Origin of the sequence: Chondromyces apiculatus DSM 436, from assembly GCF_000601485.1 — a bacterium.
In the GTDB taxonomy this organism is placed as follows: Bacteria; Myxococcota_A; Polyangia; order Polyangiales; family Polyangiaceae; genus Chondromyces; species Chondromyces apiculatus.
In genome coordinates, this window is the sequence record NZ_ASRX01000010.1 from 173,051 (window position 1) to 194,156 (window position 21,106).

14 protein-coding genes are annotated in these 21,106 nt (G+C 69.6%); 12 read left to right on the top strand and 2 right to left on the bottom strand.

Annotation, left to right across the window (positions count from 1 at the left end):
• Nucleotides 1-368: 368 nt before the first annotated feature.
• The 3 genes from CAP_RS07470 to CAP_RS43940 are packed head-to-tail and all read left to right on the top strand — an operon-like array spanning nt 369 to nt 3,945.
• The gene (locus tag CAP_RS07470) at nt 369-2,033 is read left to right on the top strand and encodes a DUF1592 domain-containing protein (RefSeq protein WP_081864659.1); all 1,665 of its coding nucleotides are present in this window, start codon (nt 369-371) and stop codon (nt 2,031-2,033) included.
• Nucleotides 2,030-3,376: a DUF1552 domain-containing protein gene (locus CAP_RS07475; protein WP_044237777.1), complete on the top strand. Its 1,347-nt coding sequence runs from the start codon at nt 2,030-2,032 to the stop codon at nt 3,374-3,376. Before CAP_RS07470 ends, CAP_RS07475 begins: the two co-directional genes overlap by 4 nt.
• Nucleotides 3,377-3,411: 35 nt before the next feature.
• Entirely contained in the window at nt 3,412-3,945 is a 534-nt protein-coding gene (locus CAP_RS43940; protein ID WP_081864660.1) for a FixH family protein, read from the top strand.
• A gap of 9 nt (nt 3,946-3,954) precedes the next feature.
• On the opposite strand, the gene CAP_RS07485 is transcribed toward CAP_RS43940, so the two are convergent.
• Nucleotides 3,955-5,283: a multiheme c-type cytochrome gene (locus CAP_RS07485; RefSeq protein WP_044237781.1), complete on the bottom strand. Its 1,329-nt coding sequence runs from the start codon at nt 5,281-5,283 to the stop codon at nt 3,955-3,957.
• A gap of 831 nt (nt 5,284-6,114) precedes the next feature.
• On the opposite strand from CAP_RS07485, the gene CAP_RS43945 reads away from it, so the two are divergent.
• From CAP_RS43945 to CAP_RS43950, 7 genes are all read left to right on the top strand, one after another.
• A complete protein-coding gene (locus CAP_RS43945) occupies nt 6,115-6,711 on the top strand; it encodes a globin family protein (protein ID WP_052374423.1) in 597 nt (198 codons plus the stop codon).
• Between the two features lie 7 nt (nt 6,712-6,718).
• Nucleotides 6,719-7,468 carry a hypothetical protein gene (locus CAP_RS07495; protein WP_044237784.1) on the top strand — a complete coding sequence of 250 codons (750 nt, stop codon included), beginning with the start codon at nt 6,719-6,721 and terminating at the stop codon, nt 7,466-7,468.
• A gap of 210 nt (nt 7,469-7,678) precedes the next feature.
• A complete protein-coding gene (locus CAP_RS07500) occupies nt 7,679-9,517 on the top strand; it encodes a L,D-transpeptidase family protein (protein WP_370865969.1) in 1,839 nt (612 codons plus the stop codon).
• 25 nt (nt 9,518-9,542) lie between these two features.
• The gene (locus tag CAP_RS07505; protein ID WP_044237787.1) at nt 9,543-10,268 is read left to right on the top strand and encodes a protein-L-isoaspartate(D-aspartate) O-methyltransferase; all 726 of its coding nucleotides are present in this window, start codon (nt 9,543-9,545) and stop codon (nt 10,266-10,268) included.
• A 126-nt stretch (nt 10,269-10,394) separates the two neighbouring features.
• Nucleotides 10,395-11,186 carry a class I SAM-dependent methyltransferase gene (locus CAP_RS07510; protein WP_156040572.1) on the top strand — a complete coding sequence of 264 codons (792 nt, stop codon included), beginning with the start codon at nt 10,395-10,397 and terminating at the stop codon, nt 11,184-11,186.
• Nucleotides 11,187-11,273: 87 nt separating this feature from the next.
• A complete protein-coding gene (locus CAP_RS07515; RefSeq protein ID WP_063748654.1) occupies nt 11,274-15,248 on the top strand; it encodes a serine/threonine-protein kinase in 3,975 nt (1,324 codons plus the stop codon).
• A gap of 111 nt (nt 15,249-15,359) precedes the next feature.
• Nucleotides 15,360-16,724, top strand: a complete 1,365-nt coding sequence (locus CAP_RS43950; protein ID WP_231511195.1) for a CapA family protein — start codon at nt 15,360-15,362, stop codon at nt 16,722-16,724.
• 39 nt (nt 16,725-16,763) lie between these two features.
• On the opposite strand, the gene CAP_RS07525 is transcribed toward CAP_RS43950, so the two are convergent.
• Nucleotides 16,764-18,302: an ATP-binding protein gene (locus CAP_RS07525; protein WP_044237793.1), complete on the bottom strand. Its 1,539-nt coding sequence runs from the start codon at nt 18,300-18,302 to the stop codon at nt 16,764-16,766.
• A gap of 173 nt (nt 18,303-18,475) precedes the next feature.
• Between CAP_RS07525 and CAP_RS07530 the strand changes: the two genes are divergently transcribed.
• Both CAP_RS07530 and CAP_RS07535 read left to right on the top strand, forming a co-directional pair.
• The gene (locus CAP_RS07530) at nt 18,476-19,342 is read left to right on the top strand and encodes a hypothetical protein (RefSeq protein ID WP_044237796.1); all 867 of its coding nucleotides are present in this window, start codon (nt 18,476-18,478) and stop codon (nt 19,340-19,342) included.
• A gap of 115 nt (nt 19,343-19,457) precedes the next feature.
• Complete coding sequence (locus CAP_RS07535; RefSeq protein WP_044237992.1) at nt 19,458-21,071, top strand: SDR family NAD(P)-dependent oxidoreductase; 1,614 nt, start codon at nt 19,458-19,460, stop codon at nt 21,069-21,071.
• Nucleotides 21,072-21,106: the final 35 nt, after the last annotated feature.

Sequence of the window (21,106 nt, forward strand, 5' to 3'; positions counted from 1 at the left end):
TGAGATCCTGGCGCGTGGGCCGCGAGGGGCCGCCGCGATGCCTGCGCGGCATCGTGCGCGGCAAGGGGGGAGGCGAGGTCGTCCGGCTGTAGCACTGGCGTGAGCCTACAGGCCCTGGCTGCATAGAATCCAGCGTCTTGATGGTCTTGATGGACGGACAAATGGGGCTCGCGGGAGACGCTGGCAGTGCGGTGTTGCGGCGTTGTGGTGTTGCGGTGTTGCGGTGTTCCTGCAGCGCGAGATGCGGCTGCGAGCCGGAACGAGGAGAGCCGACTCCTGACGCGGTGGCGAGAAGGATGACCCCTGCGGGGGCTTCCTGGTAGGCTCGCGGCCGACAGGAGCACGCCAGAGGGAGGAGGACGAGGCGGATGGAGGGTTCGCAGAGGCGCGCGCAGGACCGCGGTGGTCGACGATTCCCGGCGACCGCGTTTGCTGCGCTGCTCGTCGCGGGGGTGTGCGGGGGAGCCTGCGAGGATGCGCCCGCCCCGGTGGACTCGGCCTGCGGCGCGCTCTCGCCTGGGGGGGCGCCCATCCGTCGGATGACGCGCTTCGAGTACAACAACACGGTCCGCGATCTCCTCGGCGATGACACCCAGCCTGCCCGGGCGTTCGTGCCCGAGGAAGAGGTGCTCGGGTACAACAACCAGGCCGCCGCCCTGGGGGTGACGCAGAGCCTGGCCGAGCAGTACATGAAGGCCGCGGAGCGCCTCGCGGAGCAGGCGGTCGTCGATCTCGACACGCTCATGCCGGGCTGCGATGCGGAGGGCGAGGACGCGTTGTCGTGCGTCGATGGGTTCGTGCGGGGCTTCGGGCGTCGCGCGTTTCGGCGCCCCCTCGACGCGGGCGAGGTCGCGCGCTTCACGGAACTCTTCGGGTGGGGACGCGAGGCGTACGACGCCCCGACGGGGATCGCGCTGGTCATCCAGGGCATGCTCCAGTCGCCTCACTTCCTCTACCGGGTAGAGCTGGGCATGCCCGATCCGGTGGAGAAGGACGTGGTGCAGCTCTCGCACTACGAGATCGCGTCGCGGCTCTCGTACCTGCTCTGGTCCTCGATGCCCGACGAGGCGCTGTTCGACGCGGCCGAAGCGGGGCAGCTCGGCACGCCGGGGGAGATCCGCGCCATGGCCGAGCGCATGCTGGAGGACCCGCGGGCGCGCCCGGCAGTGCTCGAGTTCCACCGTCAGTGGCTGGAGCTGAAGCACGTGGACCTGATGACCAAGGATCCCGGGACGTATCCTGCGTACGAGGAGGGCTTGCGGCCGCTGTGGCTCGCGGAGACCGAGGCCTTCGTGGAGCACGTGGTCTTCGACGATCCCGCGGGCGATCTGACCACCCTGCTCACGGCGCCCTACAGCTTCCTGAACGAGGATCTCGCTGCCTTCTACGGTGTCCCGGGTCCGGAGGGGGAGGCGTTCACGCGCGTGGATCTCGATCCGGCGCAGCGCGCCGGGGTGCTGACGCATGCGAGCGTGCTCGCGACGCAGGCCAAGCCCAACCAGTCCTCTCCCATCCACCGCGGCAAGTTCGTGCGCGAGCGGCTCCTCTGCGATCTCGTCCCGCCTCCGCCTGCCAACCTCCCCATCGTCGTCCCCGAGGTGCAGCCGGGGGTCTCGACGCGAGAGCGGTTCGCCCAGCACCGCGAGAGCTTGACCTGCGCTGGGTGCCACGAGCTGATGGATCCCATCGGGTACACGTTCGAGCACTACGACGGCATCGGCCAGTGGCGGGACATGGACCAGGGCCAGCCGGTGGACGCGACGGGGGAGGTGAAGCGCACGCACGCCAACGGGAGCTTCGACGGCGCCATCGAGCTCGCGCACCACCTGGCCGAGAACGAGCAGGTCCGCCAGTGCGTGGTGAGCCAGTGGTTCAGGTACGGCTACGGTAGGGCGGAGAAGGAGGAGGACCACTGCAGCATGGTGTCGCTCCAGCAAGCGTTCGCGGAGTCGGGGTACAACATCAAGGCGTTGCTCGTGGAGCTGACGCAGACCGACGCCTTCCGTTACCGCCGGCAAGGGGGGACGCCATGAGCGCTTCTCGCCGCCTGTTGAGCCGTCGGGCGCTGCTCCGGGGAGCCGGTGGGGTGGCGCTGGGTCTCCCGTTCCTCGACGCGATGTCCCGGTCCGCTTCGGCGACCACCTTTCCGAAGCGCTTCATCGTGTTCTTCACCGGCCTGGGCACGGTGAAGGATGCCTGGGTTCCTCAAGGGACCGAGCTCGATTTCACGCTGAGCGAGGTGCTCGCTCCTCTCGCGCCGTTCAAGGAGAAGCTCCTCGTCCTCGAGGGGATCGACATGGAGTCGGCCTACCACGGGCCCGGAGACCCCCATCAACAGGGCATCGGGCACGCCTTGACGGGCACGGAGCTGCAGGAGGGAGACCTCTTCCCGTATGCCTGCAATCCCAACGCGAAGGTGGGCTGGGGAGGCGGGATCTCGGTGGACCAGTTCCTGGCGAGCCACCTCGGGGCCTCGACGAAGCTCGGTTCGCTCGAACTCGGAATACAGGTGCAGAACGCCAACGTGTCCTCCCGGATCTCGTACCTCGGTCCGGGGCAGCCGGTGCCGCCCGAGGACGATCCGCGGAACACGTGGAACCGCCTCTTCTCGGAGATCGCTTCCGATCCCGACAGCGCGGCGCGGCGCCGGGCGCATCGTCGCCGCGTCCTCGATCAGGTGATGGGCGACTACCACAACCTCCAGGGCAAGCTGGGGGCGGGTGACCGCGAGAAGCTCGAACATCACCTCGAAGCAGTGTCCGAGATCGAGAGGCGCCTCGATGCCCCGGGGACCATCGGGGGGAGCTGCGCGATTCCCACGCTGGGAGATCCGCCGGAGCCCTTCGTCAACGACAACTACCCCGAGCTCGGGCGGCTCCAGATCGACCAGCTCGTGATGGCGCTGGCCTGCGATCTGACCCGCGTGGCGAGCCTGCAGTGGGCCTCGACGCAGGCCGGCAAGGTGTTCACCTGGCTCGGCCAGAACGAGACGCACCATCAACTCTCCCACTCCAGCCCGACGGACGAGACGCGGAGACAGCAGATCGTGGACATCGGGAGGTGGCACGCCGAGCAGCTCGCATACCTGCTCGACAAGCTCGCCGCCGTGCCCGAGGGGACGGGGACGCTGCTCGACAGCACGCTCATCCTGTGGTGCACCGACATCGCCGTGGGGCAGACGCACGCTCGCCGTGACATGCCGTATGTGCTCGCTGGCGGCGCCGGCGGCGCGCTGGAGATGGGGCGCTACCTGCGCTACCAGGGCAACTCCCACAACGACCTCCTGGTCGCGCTCTGCAACGCGATGGATGTCGATGTGACGACGTTTGGAAACCCGGCGTACTGCACCGGCAAGCTGCCTGGGCTCGGCGTCTGATCCCCCCCATCCGGAGGGTGCGCTATGCTGCACGGATGGAGCAGCTTGGCAGGTGCAGGGGCTGGGTGCGGCGAGGCGCTTTCGCGGTGCTCACGGCGTTCCTCGCGGCGTTCCTCGTGGCCGGCGTAGGGTGTGACGGCGGCGATGACGATGGCGAGCCCACCACCTCCACCACGACCGTCACCGGCGGGGTCTGCGAGGGGGAGACGCGGAGCGATGTCTACAGTGCTGGGATGGAGGTGCCATCCGAGGGGGGCTCCTTCTCCGTGCGCCTTGTCGAGGCCACGCCCGGGCCACCCGCGAAGGGCGAGAACTCCTGGACGCTCCTGGTTCTGGATGGCGCAGGCCAGGCCGTGGAAGGGGTCACCCTCACGGTCACCCCCTGGATGCCGGACCACAACCACGGCAGTCCGGCCCCGCCCACGGTGAGGGCCACGGTGACGCCCGGCGAGTACGAGGTGTCGGCCATCGACCTGATCATGGCCGGCTTCTGGGAGGTGACGGTCGACATCGCTCCCGAGGGCGGCGAGCCTGACAGCGCGGTGTTCGGGTTCTGCGTCGAGGGCTGAGCTGTCTGCTCAAGGGACGCAGGTGAACCCGCGATCCGGGGTCCACTCCACGCTGGTGTTGCCCAGGGTGAAGGTGACGAGCTCACCCCGGAAGGCGGGGTCGAGGTCGCCGCTGTCCACGAGGGTGTCGATGAGGTCGAAGTCCATCGGCCGGAGGTGCACGCGTAGCGTGATCCGGTCGGGGATCACGTTGGGGATGCGGTAGGTGCGCTCGACCTGGTGGTAGAACGCCGGGTCGCTCGGATCGTTGGTGACCGAGGGCGGCAAGAGCGACGGCGTGCTCGTTGCGATGTCCCAGAACATGTACGTCTTGTTGCCCTGAGCATCGACGGCATCCTCCTGGATCCGCCACAGGTCCGGGTCCGTGCTCGTGGAGAGGGCCTGATCGGCGGGGATCACGCCGCTCTCGTAGATGACCTGTCCGCCAGCGTAAGCGACCACCTCGGGCCAGGCGCGCCTGTTGTGGGCGGCGCCGCTCGTGAAGGCGTGCCCGGCGAAGGCATTGTCGAGCGACACTACCGCCTCGACGCCCCCGGCCAGAGGCCGGACGCACAGCTTCGCGACGAGGGCCCTGTCGAGTTCCTCCTGCACCAACGCCCGCTGGGCTTCACGCTCGGGGAAGGGGATGAGGGCCACGTCCACGGCAGGCGCGGCGTGATCGTGGAGCAGTCGGACAGGGGAGTTCGGAAGCGTGGACGCGGGTCCGTCGCGCCCTTCCATGTGACACTGCCCGCAGGTGAGCTGCGTGGTGCGTCCTGGCTTGGCGAACAGAGAGTTCTTCCACTCGGAGTAGGTCCGTTCGAGGAACACGCCCTGGGGCGTCACCACGTCATGGCAGCTTCCGCACAGACCGGCAGATTCCATGCTCCGGCGGTCGTGCAGCGGCGAGTAGCCGGAGCGGTGGGGCGCATCGGGTGAAGGATCGGCGATGCCGCCGCGCATCACCCCGTCGCTCGCGAGGCGAAGAGGGTTGTTGTGCTCACCCTGCACCGCGTCAACGCTGTGGCAGAAATAGCAGGTGACTCCTCGCAGGTGCTGCGGCACGTCACGCAGGTTGAGGCCATCGGTGGTGGCGCCGGCGCGCACGGCCATGGGCGCGTGGCACTGCACGCAGAAGGGCCCGAGGGCACCTTCGGTTTCACGCTGGCCACGCTCGTTCAGCGCCAGGAACACCGGATCGTCGCTGGCGTAGGCGTGCATGCTGCCGGACCACTCCCGGAAGTGGTCGGGGTGGCACGAGGCACATGCCTGCGGATCCATGAGCGCCTCGGCGTTGAGGTACTCCGGATCTGGCGTCTCGTTTCCGTCACACGCGGCGCACGCCAGTGCGAGCGCCACAGACCATCTCCTCACCATTGAGCTCCCGGTGTCGTCTGCGGCAGCGTAGTTCAAGTTGGACACACCGCCCAGCGGCGCTGCCACCGCGAGCAGGGAGCCAGCGATCGCCCAGCAGCGCGGCCACCTCCGGCCATGACGCCAGCAAAGAGGCAGGGGCGGACGATGGCTGTGCTCCGGGGTGATGGCGAAGGAGGATGCGAGGCCCAGGGGAGCAGCTCAGGCGCGGGGAGCGAGGTGATGCGTGGGGGGTGGGCACGGGAACCCAAAGCGAAAGTGCGCAAGGATTGCGTCGACCCTCGGACGTTCTGAGAGGTCGAGGAACCCTGCGCTTATCGATAATCGAATTCGATATTCCGTGCCGAATCTGCACACCATGTGACGGAGAGGGGATTGGGTTGGCCGTATGCACGGAAGATGACGCGGTGGCCGTTCCGAGAGCGCGAAAGCTCATGAGAAGTTGATAACCTGTTTCTACATGGCGATGCGTCCATCCCTTCCACGGGATGATGCGGCTGGCATGTCGCATTGAGCTGACGCGTTGCGCGTAAGGCAAATCCCGTCCGGAAAACAGGCGCGCTGCGCGGTCTGCCACGGGGCGCAAAGGTGCGCATTTCCAGATGATTTTACGGTTCTCGCTCACCAATCCGGTGCAGGACGATTGCGCCAAATTCCATCGGGAGTGCAGGTGAAGGCCATGAGCCGATTTCGAGGAAGATCAGGGCGAGCGCATCTACCGAAGCATTGATGATTGCTCTATAGCTTCGTGCGCCTGGCCTTTTTTTCAGGCGTTTTCCTTGATTCATCAAGCATCGAAGCTGGAGGATCTCTCAAATGACGCGTAATCACCTTGCAACCCTCGCGGGTGTCCTCTCGTTGACCTTCGTCTGCGCCGTGGCACCCGGATGCGGCGGGGACGACGATGGAAGCGACGGCAATACGAGCACGGACACGGACACGGGGACGGGCACGGGGACCGGCACTGGCACGGGGACGGGCACGGGGACCGGCACTGGCACGGGGACGGGCACGGGGACCGGCACCGGGGTCACCTGTGACGTGTGTGGCGACTACGGCGCGGCCGTTCCGGCCGTGACCAGCCAGATCGTGGACGAGGCAGCCGCGGACCCGATGTTCGAGGCCGACTTCGCGCCCCTCGTCACGGCGGGGCCGACTGCCGTCCAGAATTTCAAGGACAGCCTGACGGCCTTCATCTCCGATGCCTACGGATGCTCGACGGGTACTTACATGGGCCCGTCGATGGAAGAGGCCCACATGGGCATGAACATCACGCAGGACGAGTACAACGCGTTCGTCGGCCTGATCGCCGGGGTGCTCATGGATAACGGCGTGAGCGAGGAGTACGTCACCGAGTGCTTCGCGCCCGCGCTGACGGATCCGGCCTTCTCCAGCACCATCGTCGGGCAGTGATCAGGCGATGAGCACCAGGGGTCGCGTCGGGTCGTGGGGCCGGTGGGTCAAGCGTGGGCTCGTCGGCGTGGTCGGTTTCACGCTGCTGGCTGTCGCCGTCATCGGCTTCGCGCACACGAAGCACGGTCGCTCGTTGCTGGCGCTGATGCGCGGGGCGCCGGGCTGTCCAGTCGGGATGGATGCGAAGCTCTCGCCCGAGGAGCTGGAGCAGGTGCGGGGGAAGGTGCTGGCCTCCGTTCGCGGAGACGAGCGCGCCCTGGTACGCCCGGCGCTGGGTTTCGTGCTCGATGCGACCACGCGTGCCGATGTCGAGCGCTGGGCGCAGGAGAAAGGCGTGCGATGCGAGCCCGCCAAGCGCGGCGCCGCGCTGCGCTGCCTGGACGTTCCGGTGTCGGCGCTGGCTGCTGTGGACGCAGGGGTCGAGAAGGCGGAGACCCGTGTGCCTTCGCACCCGGTCGACGGGTTGTTCTTCGGCTTCGATGGCCACGGGAGGCTCGTCTCCCTCGATGCCTCGCGTGATCACCTCTCCGCAGCGGAAGCTGCGCAGCTCGTCGAGGAGGTGCGCGAAGACCTCGCTGCGCAAGCGGGCCCCCCGGCCCTGGAGCGCGGCGTTCCTGGCGCTGAGTACCTGCAGGGTGGAGCGCTTCGGCAGATCGCGTCGGAGTTCCGCTTCTCCGATTACCGCGCGCAGGTGAGCGCGACCAACCTCGGCCAGAAGGTCGTGGTTCGCGAACAGTACCAGTCCATCCCCAACTAGCGGTTTTCTTTCGCTCCTGCCTACCCGGTCGGCGCAAGACTCTTTGCGCCGGCAACTATTTTTGGCAAGAACGCAGCGATGGGCGCCCTGAACCCCAAGCTGCGGCACATCCTTCCGCGGCAGCGATCCGTGCGCGCGGCGGCGCTTCTCGCCTGTCTCCTCCTGGCGTCCGTGCCTGCCTGTCGTCGCGATGCTGGCCCTGCAGAGAGCGTGGATGCGGGTACCGACGCCGAGGTGACGCCCGTCGCTACCCAGGGGCTCAACGCGCTGCCTGTGCCCCCCCCACCCCCTGACAAGCCCATGCTGGGCGTCACGGCGTTCGTCACCAACGTCTACGCCGAGCCGCGAGACACCTCGAAGAAGCTCGGATACCTGCGTGTTGGCACCAAGGTCGCCCGCTCCGACGAGCCAGCCGGCAAAGCTGGCTGCCCGGGCGGCTGGTACCAGATTCATCCCCGGGGATACGTGTGCGTTGGCAAGGATGCGACGCTGGACCTCGAGGATCCCCTCCTCAAGGCAGCGAGCAGGGGGCCCAATCTTCGCAAGGCGCTTCCCTACCACTACGCTTTCGTTCGCGCCGTCCTCCCGCTGTACCTGCGGGTCCCCACCGCTGACGAGCAGCAAAAGTCCGAGTTCAAGCTCAAGGACCACCTGGACTGGTTTGAGCAGAACAAGGGGATGGTCCAGAAGGTCACGCTCGGAGCCACGGACGTCGCCATCGACGAGCGGGGCGTCCCCCTCCCAGGCAAGAAGGTCGGGGAGCTCGGCCTCGGCAAGAACTCGCTGGAGCTCGGCGAGGGGGTCCTGCTCGGGGGCGAGACCGAGAACGATCCCATCCCGTTCTGGCTCGAGGGAGGCAAGCGCGCGATCCCCAACATCAGCGAGTTCGCGGTCCCCGACTACGCCGTCTTTGCCGATCGCGCGCGCCGCTTCACGGGCCTGTCTCTCGTCGGCTCGTTCCCGACCGGCCCGGAGTCACTCGGGCGGCGCTTCGCGATCACCGCTGACATGCGGCTCGCGCCGAACACCAAGATCAAGCCCGATACCGGATCGACCTGGCACGGTGTGGAGCTGACCGAAGACTTCACGCTCCCGCTCGCGTTCGTGCGCAACCGGGGCGTGCGCACCTACCAGATCTCGGGCAACAAGGCGACGCCGGGCGAGGAGCTGGAGCTCCGCAGCATCCACCAGCTCACCGGGCGGCTGCGCAAGGCGGAGGGCGTGAAGTACTACCGCACCAAGGACAAGCAGTTCCTGAGCGAGCTCGACGTGGGCCTCGCCATCGCCCCCGACACCTGGCCGGAAGCCGCCGAGAAGGGCGAGAAGTGGATCGAGGTGTCGATCAAGAACCAGACCCTCGTCCTCTGGGAAGGCAAGCGCCCCATCTACGCCACGCTGGTCTCCACCGGTCAGGCTGGCATGGGGGACCCGAAGACCACGACGGCGACGGTGCGCGGTGTCTTTCGCATCCGCAACAAGCACATCTCCGCGACCATGGACTCCAACGAGTCCACCTCCGAGGGAGGGCAACCGGATCGCGTCATCAACGCCAGTGTCTCCCAGAGCGGACCCCCCAAGGAGAGTCCTGCGAAGGACAAGGACAGCAGCCCTGCGGCGAAGAAGGCTGGAAAGGGTACGAAGGACGCCAAGGGGGCGAAGAACGCGAAGGCGGGCGGCAAGGACAAGCCGACCGCGCCGGTCGCGCCCGCTGCGAAGGACGCAGGCAAGAACGCCACCGCAGCTCCAGCCGACGCGAAGGTTCCTCGCAGGGGCGACGGCGAGTACGGCGTCACGCGCCGCCGCGGCGAGGGGACCTACAAGCTGCGTGACGTGCCTTATATCCAGTACTTCGCCAGCGGCTACGCGCTTCACACCGCGTACTGGCACGACGTCTTCGGCACGCCGCGCAGCCATGGCTGCATCAACATGTCGCCCGTCGACGGGCACCGCGTCTTTCTCTGGACGGAGCCCGCCGTGCCCGAAGGGTGGCACGCGGCGGTCACCGGCGAGGAGATGGGCGAGGGGACGGTGGTGATCGTCCACGAGTGACCGAGATCCAGGGTATGGTCAGCGAATGACCGACATCGCTCCGCGCGCGCCGCGCGCGTCTGCTGCCGACGCTGGCGATCTCGACCCTCCGGAAGCCCAGGAGCGCCGGCAGCGCCTCGTCGACGAGCTCATCGCCATCGGTGATGCGCGGAGCAAACCGGTCATCGAGGCGCTCCGGCGTGTGCCGCGCCATCTCTTCGTCCCCCCGACCGAAGCTCGGTACGCCTACGACAACAGACCGCTCGTCATCGGCCACGAGCAGACCATCTCCCAGCCCACCGTGGTGGCGATGATGACTGAAGCCCTCGATCTCGACGCGTCCTCGCGCGTGCTCGAGATCGGCACCGGCTCCGCTTACCAGACAGCCATCCTCTCGCTCCTCGCCGCGGAAGTATGGTCGATCGAACGCATCCCCTGGCTCGCCGCTCAGGCAGAAGATCGTCTCCAGCGGCTTGGCTGCGCCAACGTGCACGTGCGCTTCGGGGACGGGTACGAGGGCTGGGCCGAGCGAGCGCCCTTCGATCGCATCGTGATCACCGCTGCGCCCCCCGCGATCCCCGGGGCGCTCCTCGATCAGCTCGCAGACGGGGGCATCCTCATCGCCCCCATCGGGAGTGGGCAGAACCAGGATCTCGTCCGCATCCACAAAGCCGAGGGGCGACTTCACCAGGAGAGCCTCGGCGCCGTGCGCTTCGTCCCCATGCTGCCCGGGCGCTCCGGCAGCACACCGGGGAGTGCCGGCCTTCCCTGAGCGCCCCCACAGGAACCGCGCGCGAACGCCAGGGCACGCGCGCGTGCGGCACGTGTTACAGAGGGCGCGTTGCAGCGTGTCGCCACGTCGCCTTGGTCAGCCGTCTTTCTTCAGCTCGGGAGACCCATGTCACTTCCTCGTGTGCACCTGTTCGAGTGGAACGATCTCGAGGCCGCCCCCGAGGTTCTGCGTGAGACGGTGGTCGAATCTCTGAGCCGGACCCTGCGCTGGGGTGGGATCCTCCGCGGACTGGTCGCACCCTTTCGTGAGTTCCTGGCGGAAGCCGGCGTGGACGAGGTCCTCGATCTCGGCGCAGGCGCCGCCGGTCCAGCCCGGGTGCTGGCGGACGAGATACAGCGTGCCGGTGCAGTCCCGCCCCGCTTCATCCTCACGGATCTCCATCCGCGCCTCGAGCCCTGGGAGGAGGCGCGCGCGGCGCACCCAGGCATCATCGACTTCGAGCCCACACCCGTCGACGCGACCGCCATCCCTGCGGCGCTGAGCCAGGGTCGCGCCCGGATGATCATCAACGCGCTCCATCACCTCGAGCCGCACCTCGCGCGCGCGCTTCTCGCCGACGCCGTGCGCTCGGGGGCCGGCATCTTCGTCGCGGAAGGCTTCGGCCGGGAACCTCTCCGCTTTCCGACCATGTGGCCTGCGGGCCTTCCTTCACTGCTGCTCAACCCCTTCCTCAGCCACCGTCATCGCGTGCAGAAAGCGCTGCTCACTTACCTGACACCCTTCGTCTTCGCGGCGAGCGCATGGGACGGCTTCGTCAGCACCTTGCGCGTCTACACGGAGGAAGAGCTGCGCGCGATGGTCGCGCCGCTGGGCGAAGGATTCCGCTGGCGTTATGGTGTCTTCCGCTACGCGCCTCTCGGAAAGGGATATTATTTCTACGGCGTGCCTCGCCGTTGACGGCTGCGAGAACCCGCGGCGCGCGGCGTGTCCCTCGTTTGCCAGGCGCCTTGCTAACGCTTGGCGGCAGACGGTACCCTCTCTACCGTGCACACAGGCGACCCGTTTGGCTGGGTGGGGTCGACCATCGACGGCCAGTTCGTGGTCGAGGCGCCAGCGGGTGAAGGGGCGTTCGGCATCGTCTACCGCGGGACGCACCTCGGCTTCGACGTCCCCGTCGCCATCAAGTGCCTGAAGATCCCGGCGGACCTCGGCTCGGAGCAACGCGACGAGTTTCTCAACCGCTTCCGGGACGAAGCCCGCCTGCTCCACCGCCTGTCGCGCCGCACCATGGGCATCGTCCAGGCGCTCGACATCGGCGCGGCAGCAGCGCCGAGCGGGCAGTGGGCGCCTTACATCGTCATGGAGTGGCTGGAGGGCGGGACGCTCGAACAGGACCTCAAGCGCCGCCGCAGCGAGGGCCGCCCGGCGCGCTCTGTCGACGAGGCGATCCAGCTCCTCGCGCCGGTCGCCGCGGCGCTCGCCATCGCCCACGAAGAGAACGTCACGCACCGGGACGTCAAGCCAGCGAACCTCTTCCTCGCCACCGGCCGCGATGGCGTCCTCATCAAGGTCCTGGACTTCGGCCTGGCCAAGGTGTTCGCCGAGACGCCCACGGTGACCGAGGCGCTCGCGCAGACGGGCCGCACCTTCCGGGCCTTCACGCCCCAGTACGGCGCTCCCGAGCAGTTCAGCCCGCGTTACGGGGCGACCGGTCCATGGACCGACGTGTACGCCCTCGCGCTCATCCTCGTGGAGCTCGCTGCCGGTCGCCCAGCGCTTGCCGGGAGTGACGTGATTCAGCTCTTCGTCGCCTCCAGCGACGAGGCCCACCGGCCCACCTTGCGCGCCCTGGGCGTGGAAGCGAGCGCCCCGATCGAGGCGGTCCTCACCCGCGCGCTCGCGGTCAACCCGGCCACCCGGTACGCGAACCTCGGTGAGATGTGGGCCGCCCTGGAGGCCGCGCGCCGCGCCTCCTCCCGACCTTCCTGGGATGGCGCCCAGCACGCGCCTCTTGCGGGCGTGCGGCGCGACACCCTGCGCGTTCCCGCGCCGTTGCCCTCCATGAGCGCGCGACCGCCAGGGCCGCGCGAGGTGATCTCCTCGGGGCGCGGGACTGCCCCAGCCATCCCTTCACCGCCGCCGATCCCGGGCGGCGCGCTCTCCGCGCGCAGCAGCAGCGGATCTCTCAGGCCAGTCACCGAGAGCCCCCTGGTCGGACCGGAGGCCGGCGAGAACCGCGTCTGCACGGTGATGTTCGTCGATCTCTCCGACGCCAGCGGCCCCTCCGCGCGCACCGACCCAGAGGAGGTCAAAGAGCTCTTCGACCGAGGCTTTCGCCTCCTCTCGGAGCACGTCGAGCGCATGAGCGGCGTGGTCGAGAAGCCCGTCGGGGGCCGCGCCATGGCGGTGTTCGGCATCCCCCGCTCGACCGAGCACGATGCCGAGCGCGCCGTGGCGGCAGCCCTGGGTTTCCAGGCCGCCCTCTCTCACCTGCGCGGCGCGGGCATGACCCCCGCCCCCCTCGGCGGACCAGCCCCCCGCTGGCACGAGCTGCGGACGATGCGCGGCAGCAGGCTGACGGCACGGCTCGGCATCGCCTCGGGCCGCGTCTTCGTGGGGCCGAGCGGCTCTGCGGCCGCGGATGCGGGCGCTGGCGTGCGCTCACCAGGTGCATCCAGTGCGGGCCGACCCGAGCTGGCGGTCATCGGCGAGGCCGTATCTCACGCGGCGCGCATGCAGCAGATCGCCCCGCGTGGTGCCATCGTGACCGACCGCGACACCCAGCGGCTCGTGCGCCACCGCTTCGAGCTCGAAGCCATCCCCTCGGAGCGGGGCGTCGGCGCGTACCGCGTGCTCGGCGAGAACGCCTTCCTTCCCGGCATCGCGCGGGCCGACTTCCACGGTCTCGAGACCCGCTTCATCGGCCGCGGCAGGGAGCTCGAACGGCTGCTCAACACCGTCGATGACGCCCTCGGACGGCGCGCCCCGCGGCTCATCACCGTCTCGGGCCCGTCGGGGGTGGGCCGCACCCGCCTCCTCGCCGAGCTGTCGGCGGCGCTCGTTGCTCGGGGTGGCATCTGCATGCTCGAAGCGCAGTGCTCTCCGCTCGGCCGGGAGACCAGCTACGCCCTCACCGCCTCGCTGCTCCGGATGCGCTTCGCGATCCACCACACCGATCCAGCGGACGCGGTGCGGCGCAAGCTCAAGCGCGGTGTCCGCTGGCTCAGGGCGCACGCCGCGCGCGCCGCGCGCGATCTCGCCCCCCGCACAGCCTCGCCCCTGGACCTGCGCGCCACCGTGCGCGCCACCTCGTTCGCCGAGCTGGCACCTCCCCTCGAGGCCAGCGCCGGACCTCCGAGCGTGGCCCTCGGCCTCCGCGAGGTCAGCGACGTCCTCGGTCGGGTCGCGGCGGTCCTCGGCGTCGCTCCTGCGCCCGCGGAGGACGCTGCGGCGCGCACCATGGCCACCTCCGATGCCAAGCGACGCATCCTCGAAGCGATGTTTCGCCTCTCCGCCTTCGCCCTGGACCGGACGCCGATCGTGGTCCTCTGCGACGACGTGCAGTGGGCCGACGACGCCAGCCTCGACCTGCTCGAAGAGCTCGCGGCGCGCGCCGACGGCCTCCCCCTCGCGGTGGTGTGCACGGCGAGGCCCGAGCTGTTCGAGCGTCGCGCGCGCTGGCGGGAGACCCGCGCGCCCCACAGCCCCCTGGCGCTCGGCCCCCTCGCTCCTCACCACGTCGAGGAGATGATCCTCGACCGCCTGCAGCGTGTCCGCGCACCCTCTCCGGCGCTCGTGTCCCTCCTCTCTGCGCGCGCCGAAGGGAACCCGCGCACCCTCGAGGAGACCCTCGAGCTGCTCATCGACGCCGGCGCCATCGACACCTCGGGCGAGACGTGGGCCATCCGCGAGGCCGAGCTTGGAGCGCTGAGCCTGCCGCCCACGGTGCAGGGCCTCGTGCAGGCGCGCCTCGATCGGCTCGATCCCGAGACCCGGGGCCTCGTCGCCCTGGCAGCCGTCGTGGGGCGGACCTTCTGGGAGGGCGCGATCGACCGGTTGCGTCAGTCGACGCCAGCGGGGCGCTCCCCCCGCTCGGCCGAGCGCGCGGTGCAGCTCGACGACCTGGACCCGCCCTTCTCCGCGCTCCCTGGCGACCTCTCCGCGCGGAGCACCGAGCAAGGCCCCACGCCCACTGCGGAGCTGATCGCGCGCCTCTCCGAGCGGAGCCTGGTGCGCGCGCGCCCCTCCACCACCTTCCCCGGAGAGCGCGAGTACACCTTCACCGAAGGGCTGATCTGCGACGTCGCGTACGAGATGCTCAGCGTGAAGGTGCGCCGCCGCATCCATCTCCTCGTCGCGGAGTGGCTCGAGCAGCAGATCATCGGCGACGCGGGCGCGGCGCTGCTCGCCTTGCACCATGATCGCGGCGGCTCACTCCGTGACGCGGCTTCCGCCTACGCCCGCGCCGCCACGCATGCCCTCGCCCTCGGCGAGATCGCCGAGGCGCGAACCCTGCTCACGCGTGTGCGCGAGATCCACGACGAGTCGACCGACGGCGACGAGCCTTCGCACGCTGGTCGCCGCATCTCTTCACCTCCCGGCGGCGCCCCGGCACAGCTCCAGGGGACCCAGCGCTCCCCCTCGTGGGAAGGCGTCGACCGCCGCGTCGCCCCCTGGCGTGACCGCGTGCGCCTCCGGCTGGAGCTCGGCGATCTCCTCCGCCAGACCGGCGATCTCGAAGGGGCGTCCCATGCCTACGAGGAGGCGCGCTCTCGCATCCTCCGCGTCGAGCGCAGGTTCGCTCCTCCCACCGACCCGCGCGAGCCCCAGCGCTGGGAGTCGCGCATCGATCTGCGCCTGGCCCTCGTGTGGCAGGCCCGGGGCGCCGTGCGCGAGTCCCTGGATCTCGCCCTGCGTGCGCGGGAGCGCGCCAGCCAGAGCGGCTCGGGCGGCGAGGCCGAAGCCGCGCGCGCGCTCATCGAGTACCTGGAGACCAACGGACCTGCTGCCCCGGGGTGAGCCCCTCACCGCGCTCCCCCGCGGGTGGACACCGGGGCGACCTGACGGACCTGCAGGAAATTCTCCCTCGCGCACCTCCCGGGAGATACTGGGGGTCCCAAGGAGCGTGTCATGAGAACAGGTGGGGCCAGCCTCGTGCTCGTAGCGGCAGTCATGCTGTCCGGCTGCGGACGTGACGGGGGTCGATCAGACCACGCCGCCGCCGCCGCTTCGCCCGGTGCACCGGTCGATGTCGCGGCGGTGCCCGGCGCCAGCGATGAACCTGCGCCCGCGCAGAAGCCCGCATCACCGCCGAGCACCTCCCTGACCACCCACAGCCCTGCGGCCCCCGCTGCCGCCAGGAAGGCCGGCTCCCCCGGCACGCTCACCCTCCTCGCGGGCGGCGACGTCTGCCTCGCCAAGGCCCTCGGACAGGCGTTGATCCAGGACCCCACCTTCGAGCCCTTCGCGCCCGTGGCCGGGCTCCTCGCCTCGGCCGACCTGCGCTTCGCCAACCTCGAAAGCCAGATCAGCGACCAGCGCGGCGAGACCCAGCACCCCCGGAACCCCCTCGTGTTCGTCACCCCTCCCGTCGGCGCCGACGTGCTCGCGCGTGCCGGGATCGACATCGTCTCGCTCGCCAACAACCACATGTGGGATTACGGCGAGCCGGCGTTCCTGGACACCCTCACGCATCTGGAGCGCGTCGGGGTGGACTATGCGGGCGCCGGGCGCGGCTACAACCGCGCTTACGGACCGCGCATCGTGGAGCGCAACGGCTTCCGCGTCGCCTTCCTCGCGGTGACCGACATCTGGAACCAGGGCCTGCTCTGGACCCACCCTGCGAAGGACCGGGTAGCCGCCGCCGATCTCAACGCCATCGCCGTGACGGTGCGCAAGCTGAAGCAGCAGCGGGACATCGACGCGGTGGTGGTGAGCCACCACGGCGGCGTGGAGTACCTCGACGAGCCCATCCCGTTCACCCGCAAGATCGCGCGCGCCGCGATCGACGCCGGCGCGGACGCCTTTCTGGGCCACCACCCCCACATCTTCCACGGCATCGAGCTGCGGCGCGGAAGGCCCATCTTCTACAACCTGGGCAGCTTCCTGATGAAGGTGAGCAACGAGCACCCCGATGCGGCCCTCGGCATGCTCGCCCGCCTCACCCTGCGGCGCGGAGAGGCACCCCTCGCGGAGGTGTGCCCGGTGCGCAACGAGGGCCTCACCACCCTGCCGCTCACCGCCGACCCGCAGCGTGCGGCCACCGAAGCTGCATTCGGCGAGCGCCTCCGGCGCGTCTCTGGCAGCACGACGCCGGCGGCCGCGCTGGGCTCCTATGGCCCCGACGGCTGCGCGCCGCTGCAGCCCGAAGGTGCTCCTCCCGTGGCCGAACGCGAGGCCCAGCGCGGCGCCCCGAGCGGTGCCGTGCGCTCCTCGACCTCCTCGACCTCCTCGGGCAAGCTCGGGCAGGTGCGTCACCGGGAGCCTGGCCGGTAACGACGCGGCCCATCGCCCCCCTGCCTCCCCGGTGCTCTCTCAGCGCCGGGCCGGGAGCTCCAGCACGAAGGTGGCTCCGGTGGGCTCCCCGGGTGGCGCATCGCCCGACCAGCGGTTCTCCACCAGCACCCGCCCTCCGTGCGCCTGAGCCACGCTGTGCACGATCGCCAGACCCAGGCCGGTCCCGTCGCGGGCTTCATCGGTGGTGAAGAACCTGTCGAAGATGCGCGGCAGGTTGGCAGGTGGAATCCCCGGCCCGCGATCGGCCACCGCGATCTGGATCCTCGGCGGATCCTTCTCGTCGCGCGCCGTGACCGTCACTGCCTCCCCCGGGGGGGAGAACCGCAGGGCGTTCTCCACGAGGTTGAGGAGCGCTGCCTCCAGATCCGTCGCGCGTCCCACGACGCACCGCTCGCCCCGCGCGTCCTGCAGCACGATGGGCTGGTCCGGCGTGCTGGCGCGCTCGATCACCCGGGCCAGCAAGGCCGGGAGATCCACCTCCGTCATCGGCTCCCGGGAGGCCTCGATGCGGCTCAGCTCCAGCAGCCGCGACACGAGGCGGTCGAGCCGCTCGACGTCGAGGGTGATGTTCCTCAGGAACCGTCGCCTGGCCTCGGGATCGTCGTCGGCGCCTTCTTCGAGCAGCTCTGCCGCCCCGCGCAGCGAGGTGAGCGGAGACTTGAATTCGTGGGCGACATCGGCCGCGAAGTCCTGGATGTAGCGGAGCCTCGCATCGAGCTGCTCCTTCATGCGCGCGAAGGCCGCCCCGAGCTCCGCGATCTCCCCCCCACCCGACACGGGGATGGTGACGCCTGGCTCTCCCTCGGACACGCGGCGAGCGGCGCGCGCGAGGCGCGCGAGAGGGCGGGAGATGGACCACGCGAGCAGCAGCGTCACCGTGGCCGTGATCAGCAGCGCGACGGTGAGCATCCGGACCAGGCCCTCGCGGATGCGGTGAAGCTCGACGAGCACGGGCTGGGTGGAGCGCACCAGGTACGCGGCGCCGACCACCCGCCCCTGGTGCCGGATGGGTTCCGTGATGAACAGCAGGACATCGGGGTGGCGATCCCGGACGCGGGTCATCGACGCCGGCCGACCCTCGAGTGCCGCCCGCACCTCGGGACGCTCCGGCACCTCGGGCCAGGTCTTCAGCCCCGACCAGGCACGCTCCTCGGTGCTGCTCTCGCGGAGCGCGCGGGGGACCAGCAGCGAGGGGGCCGGCGGCTCGGGCCCCTCGGGCGGCCCATGCTCGTGGGAGTCGGCCAGCACGGTGCCCGTCGCGTCGAGGAGGCGCACCCGGGTGCGGGTTCGCTGCGCTGCTGCGGTGAGAATCGCGCTGTGCCGGAGGTCACCCAGATCGTGGTGCTCGGCCATGTCCTGCTCGCAGAGCGCGCGAACCAGGACTGCCTGGTTGCGCATGTCGCGCTCCAGGGCTTCGAGGAGCTGCCGCTCGTGGATGCGCGCGAACTCCAGCCCGGCCACCGGGACCAGCAGCACCACCACGTTGACGATCAGCAGACGCGCGCGGATGCGACCGAACTCGCGGAGCAACCTGCGCCATGCACCACTCTCGAACAAATGCGCCTTCGTTGGTCGTGGATAATCGCCCTGGGGCCGCGGTTGCCCAGGTGAGGTCTCCGGCGTCCATGTTCTGGCCGAACACCCCTGGGAAACTGCCGCTTCCGCAGGGTATCTTGGCTCCCCGATGGTTGGCTTCTTCTTTGCTAACCACCCATCCCGAGGTTCTACCCATGACCAAGCGCCGCTTCCTCCCCACGTCTCTCTCTGTGCGGCTCATCGCCGCTGTCTCTTTCGGCGCGCTGCTCGCCGCATGCGCCGGTGATCTCCCGGCGGGTTTCGGCGATGAGGAGCCCGGTGAGGGCGGTAGCGGCCCGGGGACGACGACCTCCTCCTCCACCACGGGTGGCGGCGGCGAGGGCGGCACCGGCAGCGGCGGCGAGGGTGGCGGCGCGGTTCAGCAGGCGACCTACGCGATCGCGGTGAACGTGCCCACGCCCGACATGGAGCTGCGCACCGAGCAGGACGTCGACGTCACCATCACCCCCAACGGCTTCGTGGGGCCGGTGACCCTGGCCGTCTCCGGGCTCTCCCCGGACGACATGACGGGCACCTTCGACACCACGACCGTGAACCTCGACGGCTCCACGACGGTCATGGCGACGCTGACGCTCAAGACCCTCAGCATCTCCACGGCGGGTCCGCAGTCCGGCATGGTCACCGCGACCTCCGAGGCGGGCGTGAAGGAAGCGCCGGTCAGCATCACCATCATCCCCCAGATCACCATCACCATCCCCCCGAACGTGGCCACGAAGCTGAACACCACCGACTCGTTCGGCGCTTTCCCCACGGTGATCAAGGCCCTGCCGAACCTCTCGGCCCAGAACCCGATCCGGGTCCGCTTCTACAACTCCGACGGGGTGCCCCGAGAGATCCACGCCGACAACCCGAACCAGGGCTTCGCGCACACCGGCGCGGCCATCCAGCCCGGGCAGTTCGATGCCCAGGAGCGGAACGTGAACGCGGCGGGCACCTACAGCTTCTACATGCACGGCGTCAACCAGGGCACGACGATCCAGGGGCAGATCAAGGTCGAGTAACCTCGTCCCCACCTCGGCGGGGGAGCCGGCACCGTGGCTCACCCGCCAGCGCCTTGCCAGGCTCCCAGGAGCCGTCCCTCCCGCCGCCCTCGTGCACCATGCTATGGGAGCGGCGATGAACGACCCCGCTTCCCTGGAGCCCGAGGATATCGGCACCTGCCTGCAGGTCCTCGAAGCGATCTCCGAGCGGCGTGACCTCCTTGCGGACCTCGATCCCGAGGTCCGTCGCCGCCTCATCGTCGCCGCGGGCCGGCTCTCCAGACCCGAGCGCGCGGAGCAGCGTCAGCTCGCCAAGGCCTTCCGGCGCCGCGACCGCGGCGAGCGCAAGGCGGCAGACGAAGCGCTGCTGGAGGCGACAGGCATCCGAACCGCGCGCCGGGATCCGGTGTTCCTCACCCCCCGGCCCGTCGCGCCACGCCTATCGGAGGTGCTCCACCTCGAACTGCCCACGGAGTCTCCAGAAGACGTCACCGCCGGCATGCCCGCAGAGGCGCCCCCCGCGGCTTCTGCAGAGGGACTCCGCGAAGCGCGCAAGTGCTACGTCTGCAAGGCCGAGTTCAGGACGGTGCACTTCTTCTACGACGCGATGTGCGGCCCCTGCGGCGATCTCAACCACCAGAAGCGCAACCAAGCCACGCCCCTCGACGGCCGCGTCGCCCTGGTCACCGGAGCGCGGGTGAAGATTGGCTACCAGGCGGCGATCAAGCTGCTCCGCGCCGGAGCGCGGGTCATCGTCACCACCCGCTTCCCCCACGACGCCGCGCGCCGTTACGCGGAGGAGACCGATTACGCGGACTGGTCGAAGCGCCTCTCCATCTACGGGCTCGATCTCCGCCACACGCCCAGCGTCGAGCTGTTCGCGCGGCACCTCGACGCCACCCTGGACCGCCTCGACTTCGTGCTCAACAACGCCTGCCAGACGGTGCGCCGTCCCCCCGCCTATTACGAGCACCTCGTGGCCGTGGAGCAGGAGGCCGTGGAAGCCTTGCCCGAGCGCGCGCGCCCTCTGGTCGACGCTTACGAGGCGCTGAGGCAGCGCGGAGCCCTGGGAGGCGGATCTGGTCGGCACGCCGCTCGGCGCGCCGCCGGGTTGCTCGAACCGGCTGCCCTGTCCCAGGTACGCACCGCGGCGGACGGGCCCCTTGCCTGGGCGCTCTCCTCCGACACCGAGGCAGCGCCCCCCGAGGCGCTGTTTCCCCGCGGCCGCTACGACGCCGACCAGCAGCAGATCGACCTGCGCGGCGTGAATAGCTGGCGGCTCACCCTGGGCGAGGTGGAGACCGTGGAGATGCTCGAGGTGCAGCTCGTCAATGCCGTCGCCCCGTTCATCCTCAATGCCCGGCTCAAGCCGCTCATGCTGCGGCACCGCACCTTCGACAAGCACATCGTCAATGTCTCGGCGATGGAGGGCCAGTTCTACCGCTCCTTCAAGACGGACCGGCACCCCCACACCAACATGGCCAAGGCGGCGCTCAACATGATGACCCGCACCTCCGCGGCGGATTACGTGAAGGATGGCATCCACATGAACAGCGTGGATACCGGCTGGGTCACCGACGAAGACCCGGCGGTCGTCGCGGCGCGCAAGGTGGAAGAGCATGGCTTCCACCCGCCGCTCGACATCGTCGATGGCGCCGCCCGCATCTGCGATCCCATCTTCTCGGGATTGCTCACCGGCCGTCACGTCTGGGGGCAGTTCTTGAAAGATTACGCCGCCACCGACTGGTGATCGGCGGAACCCCCGGATCCCACCGTGATCCGCCG